Genomic DNA, 24863 nt, shown 5'->3' on the forward strand with positions numbered 1-24863 from the left:
GCCTATACTCCGACGTGATTGATAAAGTCTTTTTGCAATTTTTGTTGATCAGAAGACCCTAGGTCTTTCGTCAAAACAACCCGAGCCGCCTCAACTGAATCTTTCAAAAGTTGAGAACGAAGCTCTTTTTGTGCGCGCTGAACTTCAAGTGTGACAGTCAACTCAGCGTCGTCACGGATGCGCTTACTAACGTCACTGGCCTCGCCAAGAATCTGTTTTTTTAGGTCATCAGCATGAGCCTTCGCTTTTTGCAAAGACTCTTCACGTGTCGCCTCAAGGGTCGCTAGCTTGTTCTTAATATCTACAAACTCTTTCTCGGCCTGCTCGCGAGCAAACGCAGACTTTTGAGCTGCTTCAAGATAAACCGCTTTGCGACCCGCAAAAAAAGACACGATTCCATCTTTAGTGAAATATACGATCCCCGCGATAAGAATCGTAATGTTGATAAGTTGGTAGATAACGGCTTTCGGGATACCCGCATCATGATGTTCCCCGCCAGAAGCCAAGACCACAGCAGGAGCCAAAAGAATAAATAGGTTTGCAAGAAGCTTCATATTCGACTCTTTCTTATTTTAACAACTTAGTAGTAATCGCCATGGCAACAGCCGTGGTCTGAGACTTCAAGTCAGCCGCCGCAGTTTGAACTGCTGCCGAAATCTTGCTGCGATTTTCTTGAACGAGTTTTTCAGAATCTGTGCGCACATTGGCAATAAGAGCTTCATACTCCTTATTTGCCTGTGATTTCGCGCTATCAACGATGGTCTTGATCTCGCCATTGAGAGTGCGAAGTTTTGTTTCGTATTCTGTCTGGAGTTCGACGGATTTATTTTGGTATTCGAGGGCTAAATCTTCTCCCCCCTTCGTTCTTCTTTGTCTCTCCTCAAGCGCATGCGCATACGGAGCAAAAACGACCTTACTCAAAAAAAGCAAAGCGATAGAAAAAAACACAAACTGGAAGGCGGCGGTGGTATTGATACCTAATTGTCCAAAAATGTCCATTTAGTTGAAATCCCTACTAATTTTTTGAGCTTCGGAATTAGCATTGGGCCCCAGGACGGTCAAGGTCAATTTCTAGTGTATAATGTTAATGCCTAAGACTTAGGCATGTAGGACGCACCCTCGAAAACAACCCCCTCGTCGATGCGAAGACTGGGCGATGTCACGGTGCCTTTAAATACTGCCGGGGGGTGCATAATAACCCTGCGACGAGCAAAGAGATTTCCCTCCACCCGGCCACTAATAACAATGGTATCTGCCTCGATTTGGGCGGCCACAAAAGCACCCTCATTGATGACGATAGTATCTTTAGTAAAGATTTCCCCTTTAAAATCTCCGCCGATCTGTACCGTTCCCTCGAAGCTGAGTTTTCCTTCGAAATGCGTTCCCTGGTCAAGGATTGCGGTCACATGGCCAGACAGAAGATCTTCTTGTGCGGAGGGGGGAAATGCTACTGCCATCCTTCTTTAAGCCTATCTACCAAATTGGTGAGTTCGTCGTCTGAGTAAAAGTGAATACTGATTTTACCCTTTGAGTTGGAATAATCAATGCTCACCTTAGTTCCAAGCATCTTTTGAAGCTCATCACTCAGGCCCGCGATCAGACGTTGGGTTACGTTTGAATCAAAGCTTACGGCCTCTTCTTTTTCATCCAAGCCTTTTACGGCGACCTGCACCATTTTTTCAAGTTTACGTACGGCGATCTTTTCGTTCACCACTTTTTTTGCAAACTCAATTTGCTTCTTCGAATCCTGTAAAGACAAAAGGACTTTCGCATGACCTACAGAAAGTTCATTTCCAGAAATCATCGTTTTGATTTCTTCAGGCAAAGACAAAAGACGAACGGCATTCGCGACGGTAGCGCGATCGCGGCCCACTTTTTCAGCGACCTGCTGCTGAGAAAGTTTAAACTCACTGATAAGGCGAGAATAACCTTCGGCCTCTTCGATGGGGTTCAAATCCTCTCGCTGAATATTCTCAACAATTGCAAGCTCAAGAGCTTCTTTGTCATTGAAATTTCTAAGGATAACCGGAACTTCATGAAGACCCGCAAGCTGGGAAGCTCTCCACCGTCTTTCACCGGCTACAATTTCAAGTTTTCCAGAAGTCGTTCTTCGCGCCACGATCGGCTGAAGAATTCCGTTTTCTTTGATGGACTGAGCAAGCTCTTGAAGAGGCTCTTTATCAAACTGACGACGTGGCTGATACTGACCTGGAGAAAGTTTATCAATTGCCACTTTCCAGATTTTGCTCTCAGGGTCTACGGGAGGGGCAACGGGAGTCGCCTGTTGAGAAGTCACTGGAATAGAGGGCTTTTGATTCGTATTTATCTCCGCAGTTACCGCCGGGGTCGCCTTGGGTGCGGGAGTTTCCGTGGGCGCAGGCCCACCCAGCAGCGATCCTAGTCCGCGGCCAAGTCCTTTTTTCTTGTTTGAGGATTCAACAGCAATATCAGACATTTAATTTCCCCTTCTTAGGCCATTTGTTCCGCTTGTGGAGCGGCTTCGTGGGTTGCTTTTACTTCCGCACGAGCGATCACTTCACGAGCAAGCTCCAAGTACCGTGTTGCGCCGATGGATTTGCTGTCGTATTCGAAGATGGATTGTCCATGGCTTGGTGCCTCACTGAGGCGCACGTTTCTTGGAATGATGGCGCTAAAAACTTTATCGCCAAAATGATTTTTGATCTCAGTCACCACCTGATGACTGAGGTTGTTTCGACTATCAAACATTGTAAGAACAATGCCCTCGATATGAAGCTGAGGATTTAGATTCTTCTTAATGAGGCCGGCTGTGTTTAACAACTGGCTCAATCCCTCAAGGGCATAGTATTCACACTGTAGCGGCACAAGGAAGCTATCGGCAGCATTCAAAGCATTCAGAGTAATCAACCCCAATGAAGGGGGGCAATCAATGATCACAAAATCATACTGATCAGCCACGGTGGCGACGGCTTGTTTAAGTCTGTATTCACGCTGCGGCATATCAACAAGCTCAATTTCAGCTCCAACAAGATCTGGGTTGGCCGTGGATATCTTCAGGTTTGGATTGGCGGTATTTTGAGTAGCCTCTGAAAGGGTTTTTTCGCCGATGAGTACGTGGTAGCTATTGCTATCCTGACTTTCATATCTTTTGATACCCAAACCGCTGGATGCATTTCCCTGAGGATCCATGTCGATCAAGAGTACTCTTTTTCCAAGAGCAGCGAGCGCCGAAGAGAGGTTTACAGACGTCGTTGTCTTGCCAACTCCACCTTTTTGGTTCGCTATGCAGATTGTTTTTGCCATTTTTCCTCCTTGAGAATCAAAAGTCGGCTTTTTTTAAAAAAGTTGCAAGCGCAAAGACCAGTTTTTCGCGCCACGCCTTATGTTTTTCGATGAAAACGCCGATGTTCCACGTGGAACAACTGTGTTTATGAGAATATTCAGCCTAATCATCATTCTTCTTTCTCTTGTCGCGTGTAATAAGCCGGATCCCAATCCAGAGCTGAAGGATCCTATTTATAATGACCTCAACACGTCCCTCGCGGCGGCTTCGCAGGCGCTCGAAGCTGAAAAGAAAACTCTCGAAGGTCATGAGCAGGAATTATTAGATGTTGTTCCTCAGACGGGGCAAATTAAATACGCTCAAAAGAGGGTCGAAGAGTCCAAGGGTCGAATCACCCTGTTGGAACAAGAAAAGCAGTATTTAGAGCTCAAAATTCAAGGCCGTAAAACCATCGCGAAGAAATCGTATACTCTTGCGTTCAGCAAGGGAGAAGCTTGGCCCGATCCCAAAGAGTGGGAGTCGTATCAACTAGAAAAAAAGATGAGGGCGGCAAAACGAACCTGGGATGTGAATCAGCGGCTCAAAGAACTGGGATTTAAAGACGAAAAAACCCCCGAACCAGCGGCCGGGGGTCATTAACAATGTTCCACGTGGAACATTAAGCAATTTTATCTGTTTTAACGATCGAAAACTTTACGGCGCCCACGGGAAGCTTATAGTCTCCCACCAATGAAGGCGTCCATATAGAACACAGCTGAGTCGGAATTTCTCCCACCTCAATTCCCCACTCCTCGCTCTTAAGGTGATAGAGAACCCCCCCCTTCACCATACACTTGCGAGTTACAAGAATCGTCTTAGAGATCGAAGAAAATCCACGAGCCATCGCATATTGAATGGAGTTTTCTGGTAAAGCCTCAACAGTCTTATTCTCAACCGTCACATTGGTGAGCTTGAGGTTAAAAACGATGTGTTTTAGGAACTCACACTTGCGCTGATCTATGTCCACAAGAACGACTTGCACTTGAGGATAGAGAATGGCGAAAATTATTCCCGGAAAACCATTCCCGCTCCCAAGATCAAAGATCTTGTCGATCTTAGGGTTTGAGCTGTAGATCGTTCGAGACGAAAGAATTGAATCCGCAAAATGAATCGCGTCCGCCACGAAGAGGGTTTTTAAAGAAACTAAGTTAAGTGTTCTATTAAACTTTATCAGTTCTTCATGGTAGGTCTTAAGTCTGGCTTTGACCTCAGGACTTAGATCTGGAAACCACTCATTTATGCGCCAATATATGGTCGGCGCTTCCTGTTCCTTGTTGTCCTTCAATCTCCATCTCCTTGATTTTCTTATGACCTTTAAGATGGATCATTATAGCCTGAATTGCTGAAGGATTAACACCACTGATGCGCTGAGCTTGGCCTAAGGTACGTGGTCTAACGCGACGCAGCTTATCCTTCTCCTCGTTAGAAAGACCTCGCACATCTTCATAGGAAAGACTGTCAGGAAGCAGCATTTCTTCAAGCCTCTTGGATTGATTAATAAGTTCCATCTGGCGCTTCACGTAGCCGGAGTACTTTACTTCAATCTCAACAGGTTCACTCACATTCGGATCAATATCCACACGGAAATTGAGCTGCTCAAGGTGAGAACAACTAACCTCGGGTCGGCGCAGCAACTCTTCGAATGTTAATGCTTTTGTTAATTCTGGCGTTGGAAATGTCGCCAACAACTCCTGAACATCTTTTGTTGGATAAACCTTTTCAGAGCGAAGTCTTTCCAGCAAATTCTTACGTTTATCCTGAAGATCCGACAAAACCTGCAGCGACTCTTCTGAGACAATACCAATCTTTGATGCTAAAGCCCCTAACCTATCGATTGTATTGTCTTCTCGCAAAACCAAACGATGTTCTGCGCGAGAAGTAAACATGCGATAAGGTTCTTTGGTGCCCTTGGTTACAAGATCATCAATCAACACGCCAATATAAGCTTCGTCGCGACCTAAAATAAACTCTTCTCGATCTAAAATACTATGGGCTGCATTAACGCCGGCAACAAAACCTTGAGCCGCCGCCTCTTCGTACCCAGAGGTCCCATTAATTTGGCCCGCCAAAAATAGTTGGCGAATAGTTCTCGTTTCCAAACGATGCCAAATCTGTGTTGGTTCGATGTAGTCATACTCTACAGCATAGCCGTATCGTGCGACCTTCACATTCTCAAGGCCCGGAATGGTTTTTAGGAACTCATCCTGAACCTCTTCTGGAAGACTCGTGGAAATTCCCTGGAGATATATCAAATCCGTCGAAAGGCCTTCGGGCTCAAGAAAAGTTTGATGACTGGTCTTTTCCGCAAATCGAGTGATCTTATCCTCTATAGAAGGACAATAGCGAGGACCCACCCCTTCAATGATCCCGCAAAACATAGGGGATTTATCCAAATTCTTTCGGATGATTTCGTGGGTGAGCTCCGTTGTTCGCGTGAGGTAGCACAAAATCTGCGGAAGCTTCAGCGCATTGGGAGAGCGATAACTAAACGGATAAATCTTTTCATCGCCACCCTGAGGAACTGTCTTGGACCAATCAATACTATCACGAAGAAGACGTGCCGGAGTTCCAGTTTTAAGGCGCTTCACCTCAAAACCAAACTGCGCCAGTTGGTCAGAAAGACCCACGGAAGGTTTGTCGCCAACACGGCCACCCGCCTCCTGACGAAGTCCGATATGCATAACCCCATTCATGAAGGTTCCGGTTGTGATCACCGTCGCCTTGGAAAAAATCTCGGAGCCATCTTGCAAAACAACGCCGACACACAAGTCCTTCTCCAAAATAAGGCGCTTCACCTCGCCTTCAAGAAGGTCTAAATTTTCCTGACTCTTCAAGGCCTCGGTCTGAAACTGAGAATAGAGATGCTTGTCGTTTTGCACGCGGGTCCCGCGAACCGCCGGCCCCTTGGATGAGTTTAAACGTTTATACTGAATACAGGTTTCGTCAGCAGCGATGCCCATTTGGCCACCGAGGACATCAATTTCACGAACCATGTGTCCTTTTGCAAGACCACCGATAGACGGATTACAGCTCATGTATGCTATGCGATTGATATTAGAGGTCACCATTAAAGTCTGAAGGCCCAAGCGAGCCGAGGCCAAACAAGCTTCCACGCCTGCGTGTCCCGCTCCGACGATTATCACATCATACTTTTTTGTGTTCATAAAATTTCTCTACTTATTTGCCGATGCAAAACTCTCTAAATACCCGATCCATAATCTGATCGTCGAACCGTTTACCCAGGGTCTCATGAATAGCAATTAAAGCTTCTTTAAGCTCAAGTGCGATGAACTCCTCGCCCATCCCACTTTCCACTAAACCTTGAGTGCGATGCACGTTCTCAAGGGCCCGGGTCAGATTCTCTAGATGACGAGAGTTAGAAATCAAAACTGTGTTTTCCATCTGCAAGTCAGCAAATTCCCTTACCAGCTCTTCAAGGACGCTTGAACGAACCTTTTTATCAAGAGCACTGACAAAGAACACCCTTCTTTTGAGGAAGCCCTCTAAGTCCTTGGTTTTTTGGAAAAATTTACTGTTCTGAAGGGCCTTTTGGACCTGTTCAATCTGAGGAGGAGTCGAAAGACGATCCACTTTATTAGCCAGAATATAGGTTCTCTGTGGATCTAACCCATCTAAAATCGCAATCTCTTCTGGAGAGAGGCCTTGCTCGATATCAAAAACAAAAAAAACGACGTCAGACTCTCCAGCCGCTTCTCGACTCTTTTGAATGCCGATTTTTTCCACCAAATCAGACACGGACTCGCGCAAGCCTGCGGTGTCCAAAAAGGTAAATTTGACACCTTTAAAACTCGTGTCTCCGTGAATCACATCCCGAGTCGTGCCGGGAATATCGGTCACAATAGCCCGCTCGTCTTCTAAAAATAAATTAAGAAGGCTGGACTTTCCAACGTTCGGAAGGCCCGTCAGTACCACTCGAAAGCCATCCTTTAAAATACGGCCAACTTTAAATGTGCCGACCAACTCTTGGAGGCCTTTTTCGATGCGCTCCAGTCGACTTAAAACAGCACTTTTTTCAACAACCTGAATTCCCTCTGTAGAAAAATCTATTCCCACTTCGGCGTGGGCAAGAATCCAAGTCATGTCATTTTCTATATCTTCAAGTCTATGGGAAACAGAACCTTTAAGTTGGCGCAACGCCAGTCGTGCGGCTTGCTGGCTTTGACTTTCAATCAACGAAAGAACGCTTTCGGCCTGCACTAAGTCCATCTTTCCATTCATAAAGGCGCGATAGGTGAACTCACCTCGATCCGCAGGTCGAGCGCCTAAAAGAACAAGCTGCTGAAGAATGGACTGACAGATAACCGGGCTTCCGTGACAAGAGATCTCGATAACCTCTTCCCCAGTAAAGGACTTGCCGTGTTTAAAATAAGTTGCCAAAACCTCATCAATCTCATCACTTTGGTGAGAGTCTTTAAGGATTCCAAAATAGGCCTTATGAGATTCAGGATGTTCGGGCAAAAAAGAACAGATTTTTGAAACGATAGAAAGAGTCTGGGGACCACTGACGCGAATAACAGAAATTCCGCCCACTCCATGAGGAGTGGAGACCGCACAAATAGTATCTTTATCACGATCTCCACGGAACATGGGTCCCCTCTTTTAATTAGTCGTTAGAAACAGCTTCTTCAGAAGCATTTCCTTGCGACTGTCCTTTTGCAGGATAGATTTTGATTTTCTTATAAAGACCATCTCCTAAAGAGCGGCTCTTTACGCGAGGATCTTTTGCCAAATATTGATGAACAACCTTGCGATCTTTGGGTGGCAAAGCGCGGTAATAAACAGATTTACCCTGCTCAATACAAATCGCTTTTAAATTTTCGGCACGCTCAATAAGAGCATTCGCAGACTCGTCGCGATATCCACCACAATCTACGGTGATATTTGTTTTATCATCCGGAAAGTTGTGTTGAACCACACGCTTAAGAAACAATTGAAAAGCGTCAAGCATCTGACCTTTTTTATCCTTCAGGATTTCTTCATCAGCACCGTTGAATTCGACGGACAAAGTAGATCCACCGTCTTCTTCTTTCTCAGTGTTGAGTTGGAAAGTCAGATCAAATTGTGCTTTCTCAATGATCCCCTCTAAGGTCTTTTGAACGAGCGCTTCAACTTCGCTATTAGCACCCTTGCTTTTCCCCCCGAAAAGCTTACTAAAAAAACCCATTTTACCTCCTAGTTAAAATCTCAATTAAAAATCCGCTCAAGAGCGACTACGCCGTTTTTCTTTCTCTCATCATCAAGTACTGCTGGGTGATTCCGAACAAGGTACTTACCACCATGTAAAGCGTTAAACCGCTTGGCAGTTGCAGCATAAAGACAGAAAAAATAACTGGCAAAAACAACATAATCTTAGCTTGCGTTGGATCCATGGTGGATGGCGTGATCTTCTGCTGAATAAACATGAAAACAGCCATCAAAACCGGAAGCACATAAAAAGGATCATGAGCACTTAGGTCATGAATCCATCCAATAAACGGCGAATTGTAAAGCTCAATGCTAGAGCCAATCACGCGGTACAAAGCAAAGAAAACAGGGATTTGCAGAAGCATTGGTAAACATCCACCCAATGGATTTGCACCATTTTGCTTCATCACGGCCATCATCTCTTGGTTCAAACGCATTGGATCGTCTTTGTATTTTTCTCGCAAAGACTGAATGATCGGTTGAACCTTTTGCATCGCCTTCATGGATTTGAAAGACATGATATTAAAGGGAAGAACGCACAAACGAACAAGAAGGGTCAAAAGAATGATCGCGAATCCCCAGTTGCCAACCATAGAATGGAAGGCCTTCATGACATAAACCAGAGGTCTAGCAATAAATGCGAAGAAACCGAAATCGATAATGTTAGCAAGTTCCGGATCCACAGCTTTTAAGGCATCGATGGATTTCGGTCCGGCATAAAAGATCTCAGAGAAATTCATCTCTGGTTTCACTTGCACAGGCTTATAAACAAGTTCAGCCAAAGCTACTTTTTCGCCGACAGAAGAAACAACCTTCACTTCAGGAATAATATCTGACTTATCAAGCACGGCCGCCGCAAAATACTGGGAGCTCACAGACAAAATAGACGCTGCTGAAAACTCTTTTAAGATGTTTTCTTTGGCATTACTAAAATTCACCGTCTCATGTTTTCCACCACTATGAATGACGAAAAAATCCTGGTGCTCATAAGAGGGAAACAAGAAGGAAGAAGATCCAGGGGAATGAATTTTTTCTGGAATAAGTAGGGAGAATCCCTTCTTAAAGTCTTCCGTCGGATTAGAGACCGTCACTGTGTTTGTGAAAGAAGAATTTTCGACATTAAACTTGAGCTCTCTCTTAATGACTGTTTCACCAACTTGAGCAGTTCCCACGTAGTGACCAGGTGCTTGTTCAGAGACATTGAAATCGAGAGCTTTTTCGTCACCCGCCCAACGCAACTCAAAAAGACCGTCTTTATCAGAAAGACCCACCTTAATGTTGTTCTTTTCTTTGTCCGTATAGTTTCGAATGGTGTAGTTTTTAAGGCCCATTCCTCGATTGGTCAGAGTGAAAGACACCTTATCATTTGAATAGTTAAAGACTTGTTCGTGAGCTGAAGGAGTCACTATTTCAGATTTTGTTTCAACAGGGCTAGAGGCTGCCGCAGGAGTTGATTCGGTTGTTTTTTGTTGCGACTGAGAGGATGTCGTCTTTCCGTATTGAGGATACTTCTTTCCTAAATAGGTTTGCCAGCCAAAATAGACAAGAGCAACTGTAGCCACCGCAATGATTGTTTTAGGTTCAAAGAAGGATGGGTTGTCATTCTTTTGTTGCATGGAGCTTTCCTCCTAAAGGGGGAACCGGATCATACCCATAAGGGCCACCGGGACGACATTTACAAACTCTCTTTGTGATTAACCAAAGAGCTTTATGAGTATGGTGAGTTTCGATGGCTTCAAGTGCGTAAGCAGAACAACTGGGCTCAAAACGACATGAACCACCAAGATGAGTGGTGCCAATGGTTCGATAAGCCGCTACGAAAAATAAAAGAAGACCTTTAAATATTTTTTCGAACGACGTCCAAACCACGGTCCATACTTTTAATAAACTCCTCATAAGGGAGGCCTTTATAAAAGTTGGCGTCCATAGGTTTAAAAATAATGTTGATGTCGGCTTCAATAGACTTTCCCGCCATAAGAGAAGCCCTAAAATACTCTCGCGACCAACGCTTTAATTTATTTCGAACAACAGCAGAGCCGACTTTACGACTCGCAGTTACTCCGAAACGCAACTGACCCACAGAGTTCTTTTGATAATTCAAAAGCAACCATTTGGTAGGCCAGTATCTTTTTCCCGTTTGTTTTAAAGAGAGAAATTCAGAACTTCGCTTAATTACTAGTGGAGAATTATTTTCCACCTGTAGAAACCGTTAAACGCTTTCTACCTTTAGCGCGACGACGATTTAGAACTTCTTGACCAGCTTTAGTAGCCATACGAGCGCGGAAACCGTGTGTAGTTTTACGACGTTTATTTGAAGGTTGGTATGTACGTTTCATTACTCTTCTCCCCAGAAAATTTTTACGACGCTAAATGACGTCAGTTACATCTATATGTGTATGCCACAAAGTTGAATTCAACTAGATACGTGGGGCACTAATAAAGCACGTTGCAGCAAGAAGGTCAACTGTTGAAAACTTCAGCTCCCCTTGTTAAGAGGTCCCTGCGTTGAGGGGAAATACGTGGAGTTAAACTCGTCCTTTTGGACACTTATTAAGACAAAGATGAAAAGCCGTAACGATAACAATAAGTTATTGGACACATGGCTTGATCCTATCGAGTATGTGAATACCACCGGCACTACGGACCGTCCCAGATTGATACTCGGTGTTCCTAATGCCCTTCATCAGTACTTCGTTATTGAGAACCTGCAGGATAAAATTTACACCGAGATTTCAGATACTTACGGGCGACCTTTTGAGGTCGAGTTTAGTATTACGGGGAACAAAGTAAATAATCATATTGAAACTTCAACGATGCATGAAGAAGTGATGGGTGGAACAGAGATCCTCCAAGCTCAGTTGGCGCGTGCTCAGAATATCCAGATTACTCAACCAAGGTCTGGTCCTGATACCTTAAATTCTGAACTCACTTTTTCGACCTTTGTCGTGGGTAAGAATTCTGAGTTTGCCCACGCTGCTTGCTACAATGTGGCCCGCAATCCGGGGGCAGATGATTATAATCCCCTCTATATATATGGACCCGTAGGTATGGGTAAGACGCACTTACTTCATGCTGCCGGAAACCATATTCGCGAACAATATCAACAACTTAGAATTACTTATATTTCGGCAGAACGCTTTATGAATGAGTGTATCTCGGCAATTCGGCGCCATGAAATGGATAAGTTTCGCCAAAAATATCGCGAAAACTCGGATATCCTTCTAGTGGACGACGTCCAATTTATTGCTCGCGGGGAAGCTGTCCAGGAAGAGTTTTTCCACACCATCAATAGTTTTATTGATAGCCGCAAGCAGGTCATTTTGGCGAGCGATCGTATGCCTAAGGATATCCACGGCCTTGAAGACCGTAGCCGAACCCGCCTTGAGCGGGGTTTGATTGCAGATATCACAATGCCTGATCTTGAAACTCGTATCGCAATCCTTCGTTATAAGGCTGAGAAGTACAATGTCCGCCTTCCTGAAGATGTGGTTAACTATATTGCGCGAATTTCAAAGCGATCGATCAGGGAACTTGAAGGAAACCTAAAAAAGGTAAAGATGTTCTCTGAACTCCAAGGCCTTCCTATTGATCACGAACTCGTAAAACGAATTCTTTCCCATCATGAAACCCAATCAACGATTTCAGTGGAAGAGATTATGAAGCTTGTGGCGGATCATTTTAAAGTCCGTGTTCTTGACCTGAAATCGTCCACGCGAGCAAAACCAATTGTCGTTCCACGTCAAATTGCGATGTATCTAATAAAGAAGTTCTTAGATAAATCGCTTGTCGATATTGGTAAGGCTTTTGGCGGAAAAGATCACACCACGGTGATGAACGCGCTGGATCGAGTGAAGAATCTACAATCTACCGATCAAGATATTTCTAAAGATATCGAAGATTTAGAGCAGAGAATCCACAATATCACAGGGGTGTGAATGTGGACTGTGGAAAGGCTTGTGGAAGAATTTGGGGTTTAAAATGTGGATCCGAGTTACCCCCAAATTTGCGCGAGTTAAAGAGAGTTTATGCAGAAGCTTTATCCACAAATGTTTTTTAGTGTTTACATGGATTTAGGAGATTTGTTAGGTTTTCCACGCCCCTACTACTACTACTAGTTATTTATATTAATAGTAATAGATAATATAAGGGCCCAAATTGAGGGTTATATGAAACTTGAAATTGATAAGAGAGATTTATTAAGCCTTATCGGAAAAACTCAAAACATTGTTGAGAAGCGCAATACCATGCCCATTCTCATCAACGTACTTTTAGAGGCCGATCAAAACTCTTTAAAAGTTTTTGCAACGGATTTGGAAGTCAGCTTAACTGATCAAATCAAAGTTCAAGTACATCAAGCCGGTAAAGTTGCTGTCAGCGCTAAGAGCCTTTTTGAAATTTCCAAAGAGCTTTCAGAAGGCCCGATTACATTAATCAAAAAAGACAATAATTGGCTTGAGATTAAACAAGGCAAATACACTTCAAAGATTGTAGGTATTTCTGCCGATGAGTATCCGATTTTTCCAACCTACAACTCTCAAGCATTCATCAGCATTGATGCTCAAGTGCTTAAAGAAATGATTGATAAAACAATCTATTCTGTTTCAAACGATGAAACACGATATCACCTCAACGGCGTCTTCTTTGAGTTAAGTCCACAAGGTGGATTTAAAATGGTTGCGACTGATGGTCATCGTATGAGCTTGGTGAATAAACCTTTGTCTGAAGTGAAAGTGACAACCACCCAAGGTGTGATCATTCCTCGTAAAGGTCTTCATGAGATTAAAAAAATCTTGGAAGGCATTGAAGGTAATGTTGAAATTGCAATTGAGGGATCTCAATTCGTATTAAAACACTCTTCAACAATTTTAATGATTCGTTTGATTGAAGGAAAGTATCCGAATTATCAACAGTTTATTCCACAGAAGCTTCCGCAAAAAGTGATGATCAGCCGAGACGCTTTCCTCACTTCATTGAAACGAGTTTCCCTTTTGGCAAATGCAAAATCAAAAGCGGTCCTTTTGAATCTATCTAATGGGCGTATGGAAATTTCTTCGAACAACCCCGAGTTGGGTGACGCTAAGGAAGAAATTGAAGTTGAGTATTCAGGGAACGATATCAAAATTGGCTTTAATGCTAAGTATATCACGGATATTTTAACGAGCATGAACCAGGATAAGATTGATTTCGAACTGAATGATCATCTTTCACCTGGTCTTATGCGACCTCACAACGATGCTTCATACACTTGCGTTGTGATGCCAATGAGAATCTAATGATTTTTGAAAAACTTCGTCTTGTTAATTTTCGTAATTATCGGGACGTTGTTATCCCCTTCTCTCCAAGGGTAAATGTCTTTCTTGGAGAGAACGGTCAGGGTAAAACAAATCTTCTCGAAGCCCTGTATTTGATTTCTCAAGGTGATTCTTTTCGCTACAGTGACAACTCGACCTTGATTAACACAAACAACCAAGAAGCGCTTATTCAAGCGTTGATTACTCAGAACGACCTTCACTACAAGTTAAAACTAGGTCTTACGAAAAGTCGCAAAGTTCTCACGTTGAACGACAAAAAAGTGAGTTCGACAGATATTCGAAAAATTTTTGCTAGTGTCGTGTTTAGTCCTGAAAGTCTTTCTTCGATCAAAGAAGGGGCTGATCACCGCCGCGAACTGGTTGATGAGCTCCTCATCACTTTTGATCGTCGAAATGCCGATTTGATCGCGGATTATAGAAAAGCTCTGAAAATGCGTAATAAGATCCTTAAGAACCATTTAGAGGGTCTGACCGATAAAACGGTCACGGTGGACCTTTTAAACAGCTTAGACCCCCAATTCTTGCGTTTAGGGGCCGATTTAGCCTACGCCCGAATCACCGCACTGGCCGGTTTATCCAAAGACTTCAATAATGCCATGCAATACATTTCTGGGAATTCTACTGTGGATATCTCAGTGGAATACGTGATTTCCGATCAAAACGCTGTGAATTTTTCGCGAGAAGAAGTCTTTTTTGCACTAAAAAAAAGAGTTCAAGAACTGCATGATGCAGAGCTCTCAAGTGGAGCGAGTCTAGTAGGCCCTCACAAGCACGATATTGTGTTCCTATATGGGCAAAAAGACTCAAGATTTTATTGTAGCCAAGGGCAGCAAAGAGCGATCATATTGTCTTTCAAAATGGCCCAAATTGTGTATCATAGGAAGGCTCACGGGACCTATCCTGTGCTGATGTTAGATGATGTTTTATCCGAGCTCGATAAAGCCAAAAGAAACGCCTTGATAACGTTCTTACACGAGATCAATACGCAGATTTTTGTAACGACCACGGATTTCTCATTACCTGACTCTTTCAGCCTCGATCAGCTTTCCGTATTGAGCATCAAGGATGGTCACATCCTTGACTAACGCTACTCCGGCAAAGCTGGAGTGTAAGCAGCTTTCTCAGTGAGGGGTACACAGTGTCAGTCGAAGAACAAAAAACATATTCCGCCGACTCGATTCAAGTTCTTGAAGGACTCGAAGCCGTTCGAAAACGTCCAGGGATGTATATTGGTGATACCGTCTTCAAAGGTTACCACCATCTTGTGTATGAAATTGTGGATAACTCGGTAGACGAACATCTTGCGGGATATTGCAAAACGATCAAAGTTACCATCAACGCCGATGAATCAATCACTGTTGATGATGACGGTCGTGGAATTCCTGTTGAGACACAAAAACAAACAGGTAAATCGGCTCTTGAACTGGTTATGACCGTTCTTCATGCTGGCGGTAAGTTCGATGGCGGTGGTTATAAAGTATCTGGTGGATTGCATGGTGTGGGTGCTTCGGTTGTAAATGCCCTTTCTGCACGTGTCAGTGTGGAGGTTCAACGTGATGGCTACTTCTGGAGACAGAACTATGAGCGTGGAAAAATCTTAGCTCCGGTTGAAAAAGGCGAGCCCTCCACAAAAACAGGAACCAAAGTTACTTTTAAACCAGATCGTGAAATTTTCAAAGATGAGACCATCATTTACGATTTCGCGACTCTTGCAAATCGTTTCCGTGAGTTGGCGTTCCTCAATGCGGGTCTGCATATTTCTCTTTCGGATGAACGCACAGGAAAGAAACAAGATTTCCAGTATTCTGAAGGTGTTGCTGAATTCGTGAAATACATGAATCAGTCAAAAAAATCCCTGCACAATGAAGTTATTTACTTTAAAGGCGAAAAAGAAGGTGTCGATGTTGAAATCGCACTACAATGGAATGATTCTTATTCCGAATCTATTTTTACTTACTGTAATAACATCAACACACATGAAGGTGGAACTCACTTAGTCGGCTTCCGTGCGGCGTTGACTCGTACTACAAATGCTTACGCGACTGAAAAAAATCTTTTGAAAGATCTTAAGGCCAACCTTGAAGGTGAAGATATCCGTGAAGGTTTGGCAGCGGTTATCTCAGTTAAAGTACGTGAACCTCAGTTTGAAGGACAGACGAAAACAAAATTGGGGAATACGGAAGTTAAAGGTATTGTTGAAGCTCTTGTGAATGAGAAACTTGCGGACTGGATGGATCGCAATCCTTCTGTTGCAAAAAACATTATCATGAAGTGTGTGGAATCGGCGCGTGCTCGTGATGCCGCTCGTAAAGCTCGTGATCTTACTCGTCGTAAAACGGCGCTGGATGGTGGATCTTTGCCTGGGAAAATGGCGGACTGCCAAGAACGTGACCCTGCCCTTTGTGAACTTTACCTGGTGGAGGGAGACTCGGCTGGTGGATCCGCGAAGCAAGGTCGTGATCGTAGAACACAAGCTATTTTGCCTCTCAAAGGTAAAATCCTTAACGTAGAAAAAGCGCGTTTCGATAAAATTATTTCTAGTGAAGAAATTAAAGTCATGATTTCCGCATTGGGAACCGGCATTGGTAAGGATAATGTGAATGTGGATAAAATCCGCTATCATAAAATCGTTATCATGACGGACGCCGATGTCGATGGTTCTCACATCATGACTTTGATTTTGACGTTCTTCTATCGCCAAATGCCTGAAGTCTTAGAGCGTGGTTATGTGTATATCGCACAACCTCCTCTTTATCGTGCAAAAAAAGGAAAAGAAGAAACTTACCTTAAAGATGAAGCTGCGTTGACAGAGTTCCTACTCAGTTCGGGGCTTAATAACTTTAAGATCAAAGGTAAGGAAAACTTATCAGAGTCCGTTCTTCGCCAGCTGATTTTAAATATTCAAAAATTTAACAACCTTCTGCGCGTTTCATCTAAGAAGTATGACAAAGACGTCCTGTACTTCCTTCTAAGTAAATATCCAGACTTTGAAGGCCTTCTGGCTGATGATAAAAAAATGGATGCGATGTTGAAGGACTTAGGCGCTTGGATTAGTTCTGATCCTAAACTGGGAATCACGGAATTTAAGGGTGAGCTCAAAAAGGATGAACAGACTGGCAAGTCCTATGTTGAAATGAACACTGTTCGTTATGCTGATCGTCTTACCACAAAATTTGGCCAGGAAAATCTGCGCTCTTCAGAAATTATCGAATTCAGAAGAATTTGGACGGAAATCCAGGCTGTCACAACTCTTCCTTTGACTATTTTAGAAGGTGAAACCGAAGTCCAATTTGAAAACTACAATGACTTCTACACACACGTTATGGAATCGACCAAAAAAGGAATCTACATCCAACGATATAAGGGATTGGGAGAGATGAATCCAGAGCAGTTGTGGGAAACTACGATGAATAAAGAAAATCGCAGTCTGTTGCGAGTCACCATTGATGATGCGGTGGCTGCGGACGAGACATTCTCTATTCTGATGGGTGAAATGGTAGAGCCTCGTCGTCAATTTATTCACGACAATGCCCTTCTGGCTCGCAGCTTGGATGTTTAATTATTTAGTTTTTTAGAATTGGTGATTTATGGAAAATACTAACGAAAAAGGCGTGACCCAGGTTGATATCAGTAAGGAGATGCGTGATGCGTATCTTCAGTACTCCATGTCGGTCATTGTAGGACGTGCTCTTCCCGATGTTCGTGATGGTTTGAAACCGGTACATCGTCGTGTGCTTTTCGCGCAAAGTGAAATGAACAATCGTCACAACAGGCCGTATCTGAAGTCGGCTCGTGTGGTCGGCGACGTTATCGGTAAATACCATCCTCATGGTGACTCTGCCGTCTACGAAACCATGGTTCGTATGGCTCAGGATTTTTCTTTGAGATATCCTCTTGAAGATGGTCAGGGAAATTTCGGATCCATCGACGGTGATAGCGCGGCAGCCATGCGTTACACCGAAGTTCGCATGACCAACCTTGCTGAAGAACTATTGAATGATCTCGAAAAAGAGACCGTACTATTTGGTCCGAACTACGATGACTCATTGCAAATTCCAACTGTTCTTCCTGCTAAATTTCCTAACTTGTTGGTGAACGGATCTGCGGGTATCGCCGTTGGTATGGCGACGAATATTCCTCCGCACAATCTAGGTGAAGTCATCGATGGTTGTGTGCATTTAATTAATAATCCGGACTGTCAGCTTGAAGATCTCATGCAACATATCAAGGGGCCTGACTTCCCGACTGCGGGAACGATTGCTGGTCGCGAAGGTATTTTACAGGCTTACAAAAAAGGCCGCGGTATTATTACTTTGAAGGCGGTAGCTGAAATCGTTCAGGTGAAAGATCGTGAAGAGATCGTCGTCACTGAAATTCCTTATCAAGTAAATAAAGCGAAACTGATTGAAAGCATGGCGGACCTGGTTCGCGACAAGCAGATCGAAGGAATTTCCGATATTCGTGACGAGTCTTCTCGTGAAGGTATGCGCATTGTGATTCAACTAAAGCGCGGTGAAAATGCCAGCGTCATTTTGAATCGCCTTTATAAGTATACACAAATGCAGACCAGCTTGGGTATCATCATGCTGGCGCTGGATGCAAAAAACCAACCCGTAACCTTTGACTTAAAAGGCATGTTGGAAGCCTTCGTTGATCACCGCCGTGATGTGGTGACAAAGCGATGTATCTTTGAACTTAAGAAAGCTCAAGAACGCGCACACATCCTTGAAGGTCTTAAAAAAGCGTTGGATCATATCGAAGAGGTTATTAAAACCATTCGTGCATCAAAAGAAGCCAATGCGGCTCGCGAAGCTTTGATGGAGAAGTTTGAATTCTCTGAAAAGCAGGCTGTGGCAATTCTAGAAATGCGTTTACAACGCTTAACGGGCCTTGAGCGAGATAAAATTATCGCGGAACTGGCTGAGTTGATGAAACAAATCGACTGGTTGAAGTTCGTTCTATCTGACGTTCGCGAGATCTACAAAATCATCGTAGGTGAACTTGAGGATATTAAAAAGCGTTACGCGGATCCTCGTCGCACACAGATTACCGGTGATTTGAACGATATCGAAGATGAAGATTTGATTGCCGACGAAGATATGGTTGTCACCGTTACTAATACGGGTCTTATTAAACGTATGCCGACAGCCGAATACCGCGTTCAAAAGCGCGGTGGTAAAGGCTTAAAAGGCATGGAGACCAAGGAAGAGGATTACGTCACAGATTTATTCTCTGCCAGCACGAAGACCATGCTGCTTGTCTTTACAGACAAAGGAAAAGTTTACTGGTGTAAGGTTCATAGACTGCCTTTAGGAACAAGAACATCTAAAGGAAAGTCGCTTGCAAACGTCGTACAGCTTTCGAGCGGCGAAAGCGTTCGCGCGATTCTTCCAGTGGATGAGTTTAGCGAAAATAAATATGTCGTTATGTTGACTGAAAAAGGTGTCATCAAGAAGACATCTTTAGATGCCTTTGCGAACCCAAGAACCGCAGGGATCATTGCTTTGACGACAGATCTTGATGATGGCGTTATTGACGTTAAGATTTCCGACGGCCAAAGCGACATCTTTATTGCAACTAAAGAAGGTATGTCGATTCGCTTTAACGAGGCGGATGTTCGCGGTATGGGTCGTACTGCGCGCGGCGTGAAGGCGATTACGTTGGCGAAAGAGGACGTTGTTGTTGCGATGGAAGTTCTTGAAAAGAACACCAAAGACACCATTTTGATGGTGACCTCAAAAGGTTACGGAAAACGTTCTGATGTGAGCGAATACCGTATTCAGTCAAGAGGTGGCGTGGGTATTATTACTCAAAAAACCACTGACAAAGTGGGCGTTGTGATCGGCACGAAGAAGGTTTCTGAAAAGCATGAGTTGATCTTGTCTACTGACAAAGGACAAGTGATCCGCATGAAGATGACGGACATCTCAGTGCTTGGCCGTAACACTCAAGGTGTTCGTCTGATTAATATTGATGAAAAAGAAGAAACAGTAACGGGAGTTGCTGTTGTCGAAGATGAAGGCGGAGACGATGTTGTGACCCCTCCTTCAGACGGAGCTGTTCACTAAGATGATCAGAGTTGTTCTGGTTGTCTTAGTGCTGGCCCTCACCGCCTGTTCCACTCAGGAAGAGGCGGATTATAAGCAGGCACAAAAGGCGATTGCCCAGGAGCACTATCGAATTGCCCTGGGCTATCTGGATCGAGTTATTAAAAGAAACGCCGACTCAAAATTTCCGCTTGAGGCTGCTCGTGAGGCCGCGCGAATTTCGTTTTTTGAAATCAAAGACTTTAATAAGGCCATCAATTATCATCATTTCATTGTTCTGCACTCTCCGAATGAAAAAGAGCGTTTAGAATCGCAGAAGCAAATTGCCGAGATATACTTCAATAATCTTCAAAGTTATCAGCAAGCCATCATTGAATATAGCAAACTTCAGCAAATGCCTCATACCGATATGGAGGCCGCACAATATAAAATGAATGTGGCCAGGGCTCAGTATTATCAGAATAACTTCTTTCAAGCAGAGTCGGAAATCGACACTTTGTTGAAATTAAAAAGCGACGACAACACTCGATTTAGCGCCTTGATGTTGAAAGGAAATATTCTCGTAGCAAAAAAAGATTTTGTAAAAGCGGCAGAGATTTTTAAGGAGCTTATTAGAAGCTATCCAGAGAAGGCGATTCAGGAAAACGTCGCTCTCACTTTGGCCGTTTGTTATGAAGAAAATCTTGATTTCAAAAGCGCCGTCGCTATTTTGGAGGAGCACCGAAACAAGTACAAGCCGCCGGAATACATTGAGCTTCGAATCAAACGACTGCAAGAACGCATGAAAAACGCTCCCGGCGCGAAAGGCTTTAGGAAGTGATGAAAAAGTATATAATTTTTGCATCTATCGGCTTTGAGCTTGTCGGTTTAATCATAGGATGTTTTTACCTCGGACAATATCTCGATCAAAAGTACAACACCAAGGGGATGATCTTTGTCGGTTTGACCTTTGCGTGTTTGATCGGATGGTTGTGGAGGGTCATATGGCTTCTTCGCAAGATGCAAAAAAGTGAAGAAGAAGCGGACCTTAAAAACTCCGAAAAAAAGTAAACATGAAGATTGTTCTAGTCATCCAAGCTGCCGTCACCCTCCTCGGAGGAGCCCTTTTGGCTTATTTTTATGCGCCACAGCAGGCCTTTTCTTTTATGGCGGGCGCTTTTGTTATCTTAACCAGCTTTTTTCTTCTGGGAATTGGCTTTGGGATGATCTTTCAGAAGAAATTGATTGCCCTTGCCATGGGGATCATTGTATTTAAGTACGCGATTTTAGGGATTATTATCTTTACGCTGGTTAAACTTTCTTGGTTCAATCCGTTGTGGTTTTCCATGGGAGTGGCAAGCTTTGTTCTTTCAGCGCTGATTTATGCATTGAAAGAAGCCTTAAGAGAAGGAAACACAAATGTCATTTAACTGGACACAACTTATTCCTGGTGTTGGTCACGAATACGCACACGTTGCAACGTTAGGACTTGCGACTGCGAGTGTGTTTGCGATTGGAGCCGCCGCTCGTGCCTCTCTTGGTACTGGTGAAACAGCCATTCTTCCTGCGAGCAAGTTTTCTCTTCGCGGAATTATGGAGATGCTAACGGAAATGATGTCAGGTCTTGCCGACATGGTTATCGGTGAACACGGTAAACACTATGTTCCGTTCTTCACGTCTGTTTTCTTCTTTATTCTGTTTAACAATTTAATTGGAATGATTCCGGGGATGACTCCCGCAACTGAAAACATCAATACCACTTTTGGTTTCGGTGTTTTGATGTTCTTGTTTTATAACTTCCAGGGTGTGAAGGAAAATGGCATCGTCGCCTATCTTAAACACTTCATGGGTCCAGTGATCTTCTTGGCTCCTTTGATGTTCGTGATTGAAATCGTGTCTCACATGGTTCGTCCGTTCTCATTGGGTCTTCGTCTTGCGAACGTTATGATGGGTGACCACACGGTCCTGTCTGTGTTCCTTGACCTTGTACCCATTGGCGTACCAATTCCATTCTACATAATGGGATTGTTCGTCTGTTTTGTTCAGGCTTTTGTATTTACATTGCTTTCAATGGTTTATGTGGCATTCGCGATTGCACACGACCACTAAGAAGCAAAACTAACCACTCATATTGAGGAGAAACACATGAAAAAAATGATCGTTGCAATGGTTGCTATGTTGGCTACTACATCTGCATTCGCACAAGAAGCTGCTGCTCCAGTTGTTGCTGCTAGCTCTGACCGTGGTTTGGTAGCTATCGCTGCTGCTATCGCTATCGCATTGTCTGTATTCGCAGGTGCTATGGCTCAAGGTAAAACAGCTTCTACAGCTCTTGACGGTATCGCTCGTAACCCAGCAGCTTCTGGTAAGCTTTTGATCCCAATGATCTTGGGTCTTGCTCTTATTGAGTCTCTAGTTATCTACGCGTTGATCATCGCTCTTCGTTTGGCGTAATTGTCAGACTCTGACTGATCAAGCAAAAGGCTGGGTATCCCCCGGCCTTTTTTATTTGTGCGGTCTTTGAATTCAGATTGCGGAGAGATGCCATGAAGCATTTTGAAAATCGTTGGATCTTTGATGCTTTCGAAGAAAAAGAAGACAGCATTTTGAAGTCCATGTTTGGTGGACTGGCCTTGTATCACCAAGGACAACTCAAATTTATCTTAATGGAAAACCCTGGTGATAATGAATATCGGGGTAAAAAGTATTCTTATGATATCTGGAACGGTCTGCTGGTGGCCACCGACCAGTCCCGACACTCTTTATTGATAAAGGAAATCGAGAGACTTGTCCCCCACCCGGTTTTACCAAAATGGCTCTATCTTCCCTTCACTTTTGAAAGCTGGGAAGACGACGTCGAAAAACTTTTGCGACTGGCACACAGAGGAGATCCCGCGATCGGGGTTTGGCCTCAGGAAAAAAAGAAATCTAAAGCAAAAAAGAAAAAACCCGCTTCGAAGAAACGGGTTTTAAAGAAAACAAAAAGTAAACTTAGATCTTAAAGATACTTATTCACGATGGCTTCAACGCGGCCACGGATTTTATCAAGTCCCGCTTGGGAAGAAGACTCATACCGAACCACCACGACAGGTTGAGTGTTGGAAGAGCGACACAAAGCCCAGCCGTCTTCAAAACTCAAACGAATGCCATCTGTGAAGTCGACTTTGTAGTCAGCTCCAGGTCCACCAGGGAAGGCTTCGATCATCTTTTGCACGATCAAAACTTTTTTCTCTTCAGTGGTGTCGATGCGGATCTCAGGTGTGTTGTATGATGGAGGAAGTCCTTCCAGCAATTGTGGAATCGTCTTGCCTGTTTTTGCCAAGATTTCGACCAAACGAAGTCCTGCATAAGGAGCGTCGTCGTATCCGTAGTTGCGATCTGCAAAGAACACGTGTCCGGACATTTCGCCACCGAAAGGAGCTTTCTCCAATTTGATTTTTTCTTTCACCAAAGAGTGACCGGTTTTCCACATGATTGGCTGTCCACCGTGTTTTGCAACATCTTGATACAAACGATCTGAACACTTCACGTCGCCGATGATTTTTGCGCCCTTTTGCTCTTCAAGAATCGCGCGCGAAATGATCACCATCAACTCGTCACCATAAACCATGCGGCCCGTGTGATCGACAACACCAATTCGATCGGCATCGCCATCAAAACCGATTCCGCAAACGGCGCCCTCCTTGAGGACTTGAGCCTTGAGGTCATGAAGATTCTCTTCGACGGTTGGGTCTGGATGATGATTGGGGAACGTTCCGTCTGGTTCTTCAAAGAGAATAGTCGGATTTAAACCAACGGCATTAAAGAGTCCACGCACGACAGAGCCGCCAGCTCCATTTCCACAGTCCAAAACGACTTTTACATTTTTGATATTGCCGAACTCTTTGTGGTAGCGTTCGTAATACATCGGCTTGATGTCAAAATGTTCTTCAGAACCTTTACCATCAATGAATTGGCCTTTTTGTATGATCTCACGAAGCTTTTGAATTTCAGCACCGAAGATCGTGCCCTTCCCAACAGAAATTTTGAAGCCATTGTACTCGGGAGGATTGTGGGAGCCCGTGACCTGGATAGCACCTTGAACACCTTTGAGTTCAAAGGTAGAGAAGTAGCATACGGGAGTTGTGACAAGGCCCAAGTGAATCACTTTTGCACCCGACTCCATCATGCCTTTTGCTAAATTCTTAATAATAGCGGGAGAACTTTCACGAGCGTCGTGGCCCAGAGCGATGGTGGGATTGATAACGCCAGCAACGTCTTTCATGTAAACGACATAGGCGCGACCCAAAAGATAAGCGAAATGGTCGTCGAACTGACCGTTATAAACACCGCGAATGTCGTACTCTCTAAAAATGACAGGTTGAAACATAAATCACCTCAATTATTTCAGGTATTTAGGAATATAATTTTCAAGCCCTAGAGTCGAGCTAATTTTATCGCCCAGCGAAGGGCATCAATCATCGATTGTGGATTGGCTTTGTTCTTTCCGAAAATATCTTTGGCAGTGCCGTGGTCCACGCTTGTGCGCACAAAAGGGATCCCCAAGCTGATATGGACGCCGCTGTCTTGGCCATGAATCATTTTAAAAGGAATCAGACCCTGATCATGGTAGAGCGCCAAATAAAGCGAAAATCTTTTCCAGTTGTTTGGAAAAAAGGCGGCATCGGGAACAAGGGGCCCCTCTACGGGGATCTTTCTTTTATGAGCAAAAGCAAGAATCTTCGGAAAAAGATCGGTCTCTTCGTGACCGATCAGGCCTCGTTCTCCTGCGTGGGGATTGAGGCCTAAGATGCCGATGGGTTTTGATTTTTGGGTGGCGGGAAGTTTCTTGCGAAGTTCATTGGCATTGAGAAGGGCTTCCTGCAGAACCTGAAGATTCAAAGTCTTTGCGATTTGGGAAAGGGGCTCGTGAGCCGTCGCTAGAACGACATTGAATTTGTTTCCTACAAAACCCATGTTCACATATTGAGTCTTGGAAAGGCGTTTAAGAATATCAGTATGGCCAAGATCTTTAAATCC

General features: G+C 44.0%; 27 protein-coding genes. 12 read left to right on the plus strand and 15 right to left on the minus strand.

Annotated features, from left to right (window positions below; translation table 11 throughout):
• Positions 1-2 precede the first annotated feature (2 nt).
• The 5 genes from ACM64D_RS12980 to ACM64D_RS13000 all read right to left on the minus strand — a co-directional run bounded on the left by ACM64D_RS12980 (position 3) and on the right by ACM64D_RS13000 (position 3282).
• Positions 3-554, minus strand: a complete 552-nt coding sequence (locus tag ACM64D_RS12980) for a hypothetical protein (RefSeq protein WP_415063650.1) — start codon at positions 552-554, stop codon at positions 3-5.
• A gap of 13 nt (positions 555-567) precedes the next feature.
• A complete protein-coding gene (locus tag ACM64D_RS12985) occupies positions 568-999 on the minus strand; it encodes an ATP synthase F0 subunit B (protein WP_415063651.1) in 432 nt (143 codons plus the stop codon).
• A 92-nt stretch (positions 1000-1091) separates the two neighbouring features.
• On the minus strand, positions 1092-1457 hold the full coding sequence (locus ACM64D_RS12990; protein WP_415063652.1) for a bactofilin family protein: 366 nt from the start codon (positions 1455-1457) through the stop codon (positions 1092-1094).
• A complete protein-coding gene (locus tag ACM64D_RS12995) occupies positions 1448-2455 on the minus strand; it encodes a ParB/RepB/Spo0J family partition protein (RefSeq protein WP_415063653.1) in 1008 nt (335 codons plus the stop codon). Before ACM64D_RS12995 ends, ACM64D_RS12990 begins: the two co-directional genes overlap by 10 nt.
• Positions 2456-2469: 14 nt before the next feature.
• Complete coding sequence (locus ACM64D_RS13000) at positions 2470-3282, minus strand: ParA family protein (RefSeq protein ID WP_415063654.1); 813 nt, start codon at positions 3280-3282, stop codon at positions 2470-2472.
• A 79-nt stretch (positions 3283-3361) separates the two neighbouring features.
• On the opposite strand from ACM64D_RS13000, the gene ACM64D_RS13005 reads away from it, so the two are divergent.
• On the plus strand, positions 3362-3901 hold the full coding sequence (locus ACM64D_RS13005) for a hypothetical protein (protein ID WP_415063655.1): 540 nt from the start codon (positions 3362-3364) through the stop codon (positions 3899-3901).
• Between the two features lie 19 nt (positions 3902-3920).
• Here ACM64D_RS13005 and rsmG read toward each other — a convergent pair whose 3' ends face one another.
• From rsmG to rpmH, 8 genes are read right to left on the minus strand one after another with little or no spacing between them, the layout of a single operon-like run.
• Positions 3921-4586, minus strand: a complete 666-nt coding sequence (rsmG, locus tag ACM64D_RS13010; protein ID WP_415063656.1) for a 16S rRNA (guanine(527)-N(7))-methyltransferase RsmG — start codon at positions 4584-4586, stop codon at positions 3921-3923.
• Positions 4534-6465, minus strand: coding sequence for a tRNA uridine-5-carboxymethylaminomethyl(34) synthesis enzyme MnmG (gene mnmG / locus ACM64D_RS13015; RefSeq protein WP_415063657.1), 1932 nt, complete (start codon positions 6463-6465; stop codon positions 4534-4536). The genes rsmG and mnmG overlap by 53 nt, the downstream gene beginning before the upstream one ends.
• A gap of 13 nt (positions 6466-6478) precedes the next feature.
• The gene (gene mnmE, locus ACM64D_RS13020) at positions 6479-7909 is read right to left on the minus strand and encodes a tRNA uridine-5-carboxymethylaminomethyl(34) synthesis GTPase MnmE (protein WP_415063658.1); all 1431 of its coding nucleotides are present in this window, start codon (positions 7907-7909) and stop codon (positions 6479-6481) included.
• 16 nt (positions 7910-7925) lie between these two features.
• The gene (locus ACM64D_RS13025) at positions 7926-8486 is read right to left on the minus strand and encodes a protein jag (RefSeq protein WP_415063659.1); all 561 of its coding nucleotides are present in this window, start codon (positions 8484-8486) and stop codon (positions 7926-7928) included.
• A gap of 46 nt (positions 8487-8532) precedes the next feature.
• Positions 8533-10122: a membrane protein insertase YidC gene (gene yidC, locus ACM64D_RS13030; RefSeq protein WP_415063660.1), complete on the minus strand. Its 1590-nt coding sequence runs from the start codon at positions 10120-10122 to the stop codon at positions 8533-8535.
• A complete protein-coding gene (gene yidD, locus ACM64D_RS13035) occupies positions 10106-10402 on the minus strand; it encodes a membrane protein insertion efficiency factor YidD (RefSeq protein WP_415063661.1) in 297 nt (98 codons plus the stop codon). The genes yidC and yidD overlap by 17 nt, the downstream gene beginning before the upstream one ends.
• Complete coding sequence (rnpA, locus tag ACM64D_RS13040) at positions 10344-10703, minus strand: ribonuclease P protein component (RefSeq protein WP_415063662.1); 360 nt, start codon at positions 10701-10703, stop codon at positions 10344-10346. The genes yidD and rnpA overlap by 59 nt, the downstream gene beginning before the upstream one ends.
• A complete protein-coding gene (rpmH, locus tag ACM64D_RS13045) occupies positions 10693-10842 on the minus strand; it encodes a 50S ribosomal protein L34 (RefSeq protein WP_011166211.1) in 150 nt (49 codons plus the stop codon). The genes rnpA and rpmH overlap by 11 nt, the downstream gene beginning before the upstream one ends.
• A gap of 183 nt (positions 10843-11025) precedes the next feature.
• Here rpmH and dnaA point away from each other — a divergent pair, with 183 nt between their 5' ends.
• The 11 genes from dnaA to ACM64D_RS13100 all read left to right on the plus strand — a co-directional run bounded on the left by dnaA (position 11026) and on the right by ACM64D_RS13100 (position 22846).
• Positions 11026-12441, plus strand: coding sequence for a chromosomal replication initiator protein DnaA (gene dnaA, locus ACM64D_RS13050; RefSeq protein ID WP_415063663.1), 1416 nt, complete (start codon positions 11026-11028; stop codon positions 12439-12441).
• A 231-nt stretch (positions 12442-12672) separates the two neighbouring features.
• The gene (gene dnaN, locus ACM64D_RS13055) at positions 12673-13779 is read left to right on the plus strand and encodes a DNA polymerase III subunit beta (RefSeq protein WP_415063664.1); all 1107 of its coding nucleotides are present in this window, start codon (positions 12673-12675) and stop codon (positions 13777-13779) included.
• Complete coding sequence (gene recF / locus ACM64D_RS13060; RefSeq protein WP_415063665.1) at positions 13779-14903, plus strand: DNA replication/repair protein RecF; 1125 nt, start codon at positions 13779-13781, stop codon at positions 14901-14903. The genes dnaN and recF overlap by 1 nt, the downstream gene beginning before the upstream one ends.
• A 53-nt stretch (positions 14904-14956) precedes the next feature.
• Positions 14957-17377 (plus strand): DNA topoisomerase (ATP-hydrolyzing) subunit B, encoded by a 2421-nt coding sequence (gyrB, locus tag ACM64D_RS13065; RefSeq protein WP_415063666.1) that lies wholly within the window; start codon positions 14957-14959, stop codon positions 17375-17377.
• Between the two features lie 28 nt (positions 17378-17405).
• Positions 17406-19886: a DNA gyrase subunit A gene (gyrA, locus tag ACM64D_RS13070; RefSeq protein ID WP_415063667.1), complete on the plus strand. Its 2481-nt coding sequence runs from the start codon at positions 17406-17408 to the stop codon at positions 19884-19886.
• Between the two features lies 1 nt (position 19887).
• A complete protein-coding gene (locus tag ACM64D_RS13075; RefSeq protein ID WP_415063668.1) occupies positions 19888-20685 on the plus strand; it encodes a tetratricopeptide repeat protein in 798 nt (265 codons plus the stop codon).
• The gene (locus ACM64D_RS13080; RefSeq protein ID WP_415063669.1) at positions 20685-20915 is read left to right on the plus strand and encodes an AtpZ/AtpI family protein; all 231 of its coding nucleotides are present in this window, start codon (positions 20685-20687) and stop codon (positions 20913-20915) included. Before ACM64D_RS13075 ends, ACM64D_RS13080 begins: the two co-directional genes overlap by 1 nt.
• 2 nt (positions 20916-20917) lie before the next feature.
• The gene (locus ACM64D_RS13085; protein WP_415063670.1) at positions 20918-21274 is read left to right on the plus strand and encodes a hypothetical protein; all 357 of its coding nucleotides are present in this window, start codon (positions 20918-20920) and stop codon (positions 21272-21274) included.
• Entirely contained in the window at positions 21264-21953 is a 690-nt protein-coding gene (gene atpB / locus ACM64D_RS13090) for a F0F1 ATP synthase subunit A (protein ID WP_415063671.1), read from the plus strand. Before ACM64D_RS13085 ends, atpB begins: the two co-directional genes overlap by 11 nt.
• Positions 21954-21989: 36 nt before the next feature.
• A complete protein-coding gene (locus tag ACM64D_RS13095) occupies positions 21990-22298 on the plus strand; it encodes an ATP synthase F0 subunit C (protein ID WP_415063672.1) in 309 nt (102 codons plus the stop codon).
• Between the two features lie 92 nt (positions 22299-22390).
• On the plus strand, positions 22391-22846 hold the full coding sequence (locus ACM64D_RS13100) for a hypothetical protein (RefSeq protein WP_415063673.1): 456 nt from the start codon (positions 22391-22393) through the stop codon (positions 22844-22846).
• Here the strand turns inward: ACM64D_RS13100 and ACM64D_RS13105 are convergent.
• A complete protein-coding gene (locus ACM64D_RS13105; RefSeq protein WP_415063674.1) occupies positions 22843-24213 on the minus strand; it encodes a phosphomannomutase/phosphoglucomutase in 1371 nt (456 codons plus the stop codon). The two genes, ACM64D_RS13100 and ACM64D_RS13105, sit on opposite strands and share 4 nt — an antisense overlap.
• Before the next feature lie 47 nt (positions 24214-24260).
• Positions 24261-24863, minus strand: a 603-nt coding sequence (locus tag ACM64D_RS13110; RefSeq protein ID WP_415063675.1) for a 4-hydroxythreonine-4-phosphate dehydrogenase PdxA, incomplete at its 5' end; no start/stop codon positions are given.

Source organism: Bdellovibrio sp. (assembly GCF_047637665.1).
In the GTDB taxonomy this organism is placed as follows: Bacteria; Bdellovibrionota; Bdellovibrionia; order Bdellovibrionales; family Bdellovibrionaceae; genus Bdellovibrio.

Bases quoted from the DNA above. Each gene is read 5' to 3' on its own strand.
- mnmE (WP_415063658.1), bottom strand. From the start codon at position 7,909: ATGTTCCGTGGAGATCGTGATAAAGATACTATTTGTGCGGTCTCCACT.
- gyrA (WP_415063667.1), top strand. From the start codon at position 17,406: ATGGAAAATACTAACGAAAAAGGCGTGACCCAGGTTGATATCAGTAAG.
- yidD (WP_415063661.1), bottom strand. From the start codon at position 10,402: ATGAGGAGTTTATTAAAAGTATGGACCGTGGTTTGGACGTCGTTCGAA.
- ACM64D_RS13095 (WP_415063672.1), top strand. From the start codon at position 21,990: ATGAAAAAAATGATCGTTGCAATGGTTGCTATGTTGGCTACTACATCT.
- recF (WP_415063665.1), top strand. From the start codon at position 13,779: ATGATTTTTGAAAAACTTCGTCTTGTTAATTTTCGTAATTATCGGGAC.
- ACM64D_RS13100 (WP_415063673.1), top strand. From the start codon at position 22,391: ATGAAGCATTTTGAAAATCGTTGGATCTTTGATGCTTTCGAAGAAAAA.
- yidC (WP_415063660.1), bottom strand. From the start codon at position 10,122: ATGCAACAAAAGAATGACAACCCATCCTTCTTTGAACCTAAAACAATC.
- ACM64D_RS13025 (WP_415063659.1), bottom strand. From the start codon at position 8,486: ATGGGTTTTTTTAGTAAGCTTTTCGGGGGGAAAAGCAAGGGTGCTAAT.
- ACM64D_RS13000 (WP_415063654.1), bottom strand. From the start codon at position 3,282: ATGGCAAAAACAATCTGCATAGCGAACCAAAAAGGTGGAGTTGGCAAG.
- ACM64D_RS12985 (WP_415063651.1), bottom strand. From the start codon at position 999: ATGGACATTTTTGGACAATTAGGTATCAATACCACCGCCGCCTTCCAG.
- ACM64D_RS12990 (WP_415063652.1), bottom strand. From the start codon at position 1,457: ATGGCAGTAGCATTTCCCCCCTCCGCACAAGAAGATCTTCTGTCTGGC.
- ACM64D_RS13075 (WP_415063668.1), top strand. From the start codon at position 19,888: ATGATCAGAGTTGTTCTGGTTGTCTTAGTGCTGGCCCTCACCGCCTGT.
- mnmG (WP_415063657.1), bottom strand. From the start codon at position 6,465: ATGAACACAAAAAAGTATGATGTGATAATCGTCGGAGCGGGACACGCA.
- ACM64D_RS12995 (WP_415063653.1), bottom strand. From the start codon at position 2,455: ATGTCTGATATTGCTGTTGAATCCTCAAACAAGAAAAAAGGACTTGGC.
- ACM64D_RS13080 (WP_415063669.1), top strand. From the start codon at position 20,685: ATGAAAAAGTATATAATTTTTGCATCTATCGGCTTTGAGCTTGTCGGT.
- rpmH (WP_011166211.1), bottom strand. From the start codon at position 10,842: ATGAAACGTACATACCAACCTTCAAATAAACGTCGTAAAACTACACAC.
- ACM64D_RS13005 (WP_415063655.1), top strand. From the start codon at position 3,362: ATGTTTTTCGATGAAAACGCCGATGTTCCACGTGGAACAACTGTGTTT.
- ACM64D_RS13105 (WP_415063674.1), bottom strand. From the start codon at position 24,213: ATGTTTCAACCTGTCATTTTTAGAGAGTACGACATTCGCGGTGTTTAT.
- dnaN (WP_415063664.1), top strand. From the start codon at position 12,673: ATGAAACTTGAAATTGATAAGAGAGATTTATTAAGCCTTATCGGAAAA.
- ACM64D_RS12980 (WP_415063650.1), bottom strand. From the start codon at position 554: ATGAAGCTTCTTGCAAACCTATTTATTCTTTTGGCTCCTGCTGTGGTC.
- ACM64D_RS13085 (WP_415063670.1), top strand. From the start codon at position 20,918: ATGAAGATTGTTCTAGTCATCCAAGCTGCCGTCACCCTCCTCGGAGGA.
- atpB (WP_415063671.1), top strand. From the start codon at position 21,264: ATGTCATTTAACTGGACACAACTTATTCCTGGTGTTGGTCACGAATAC.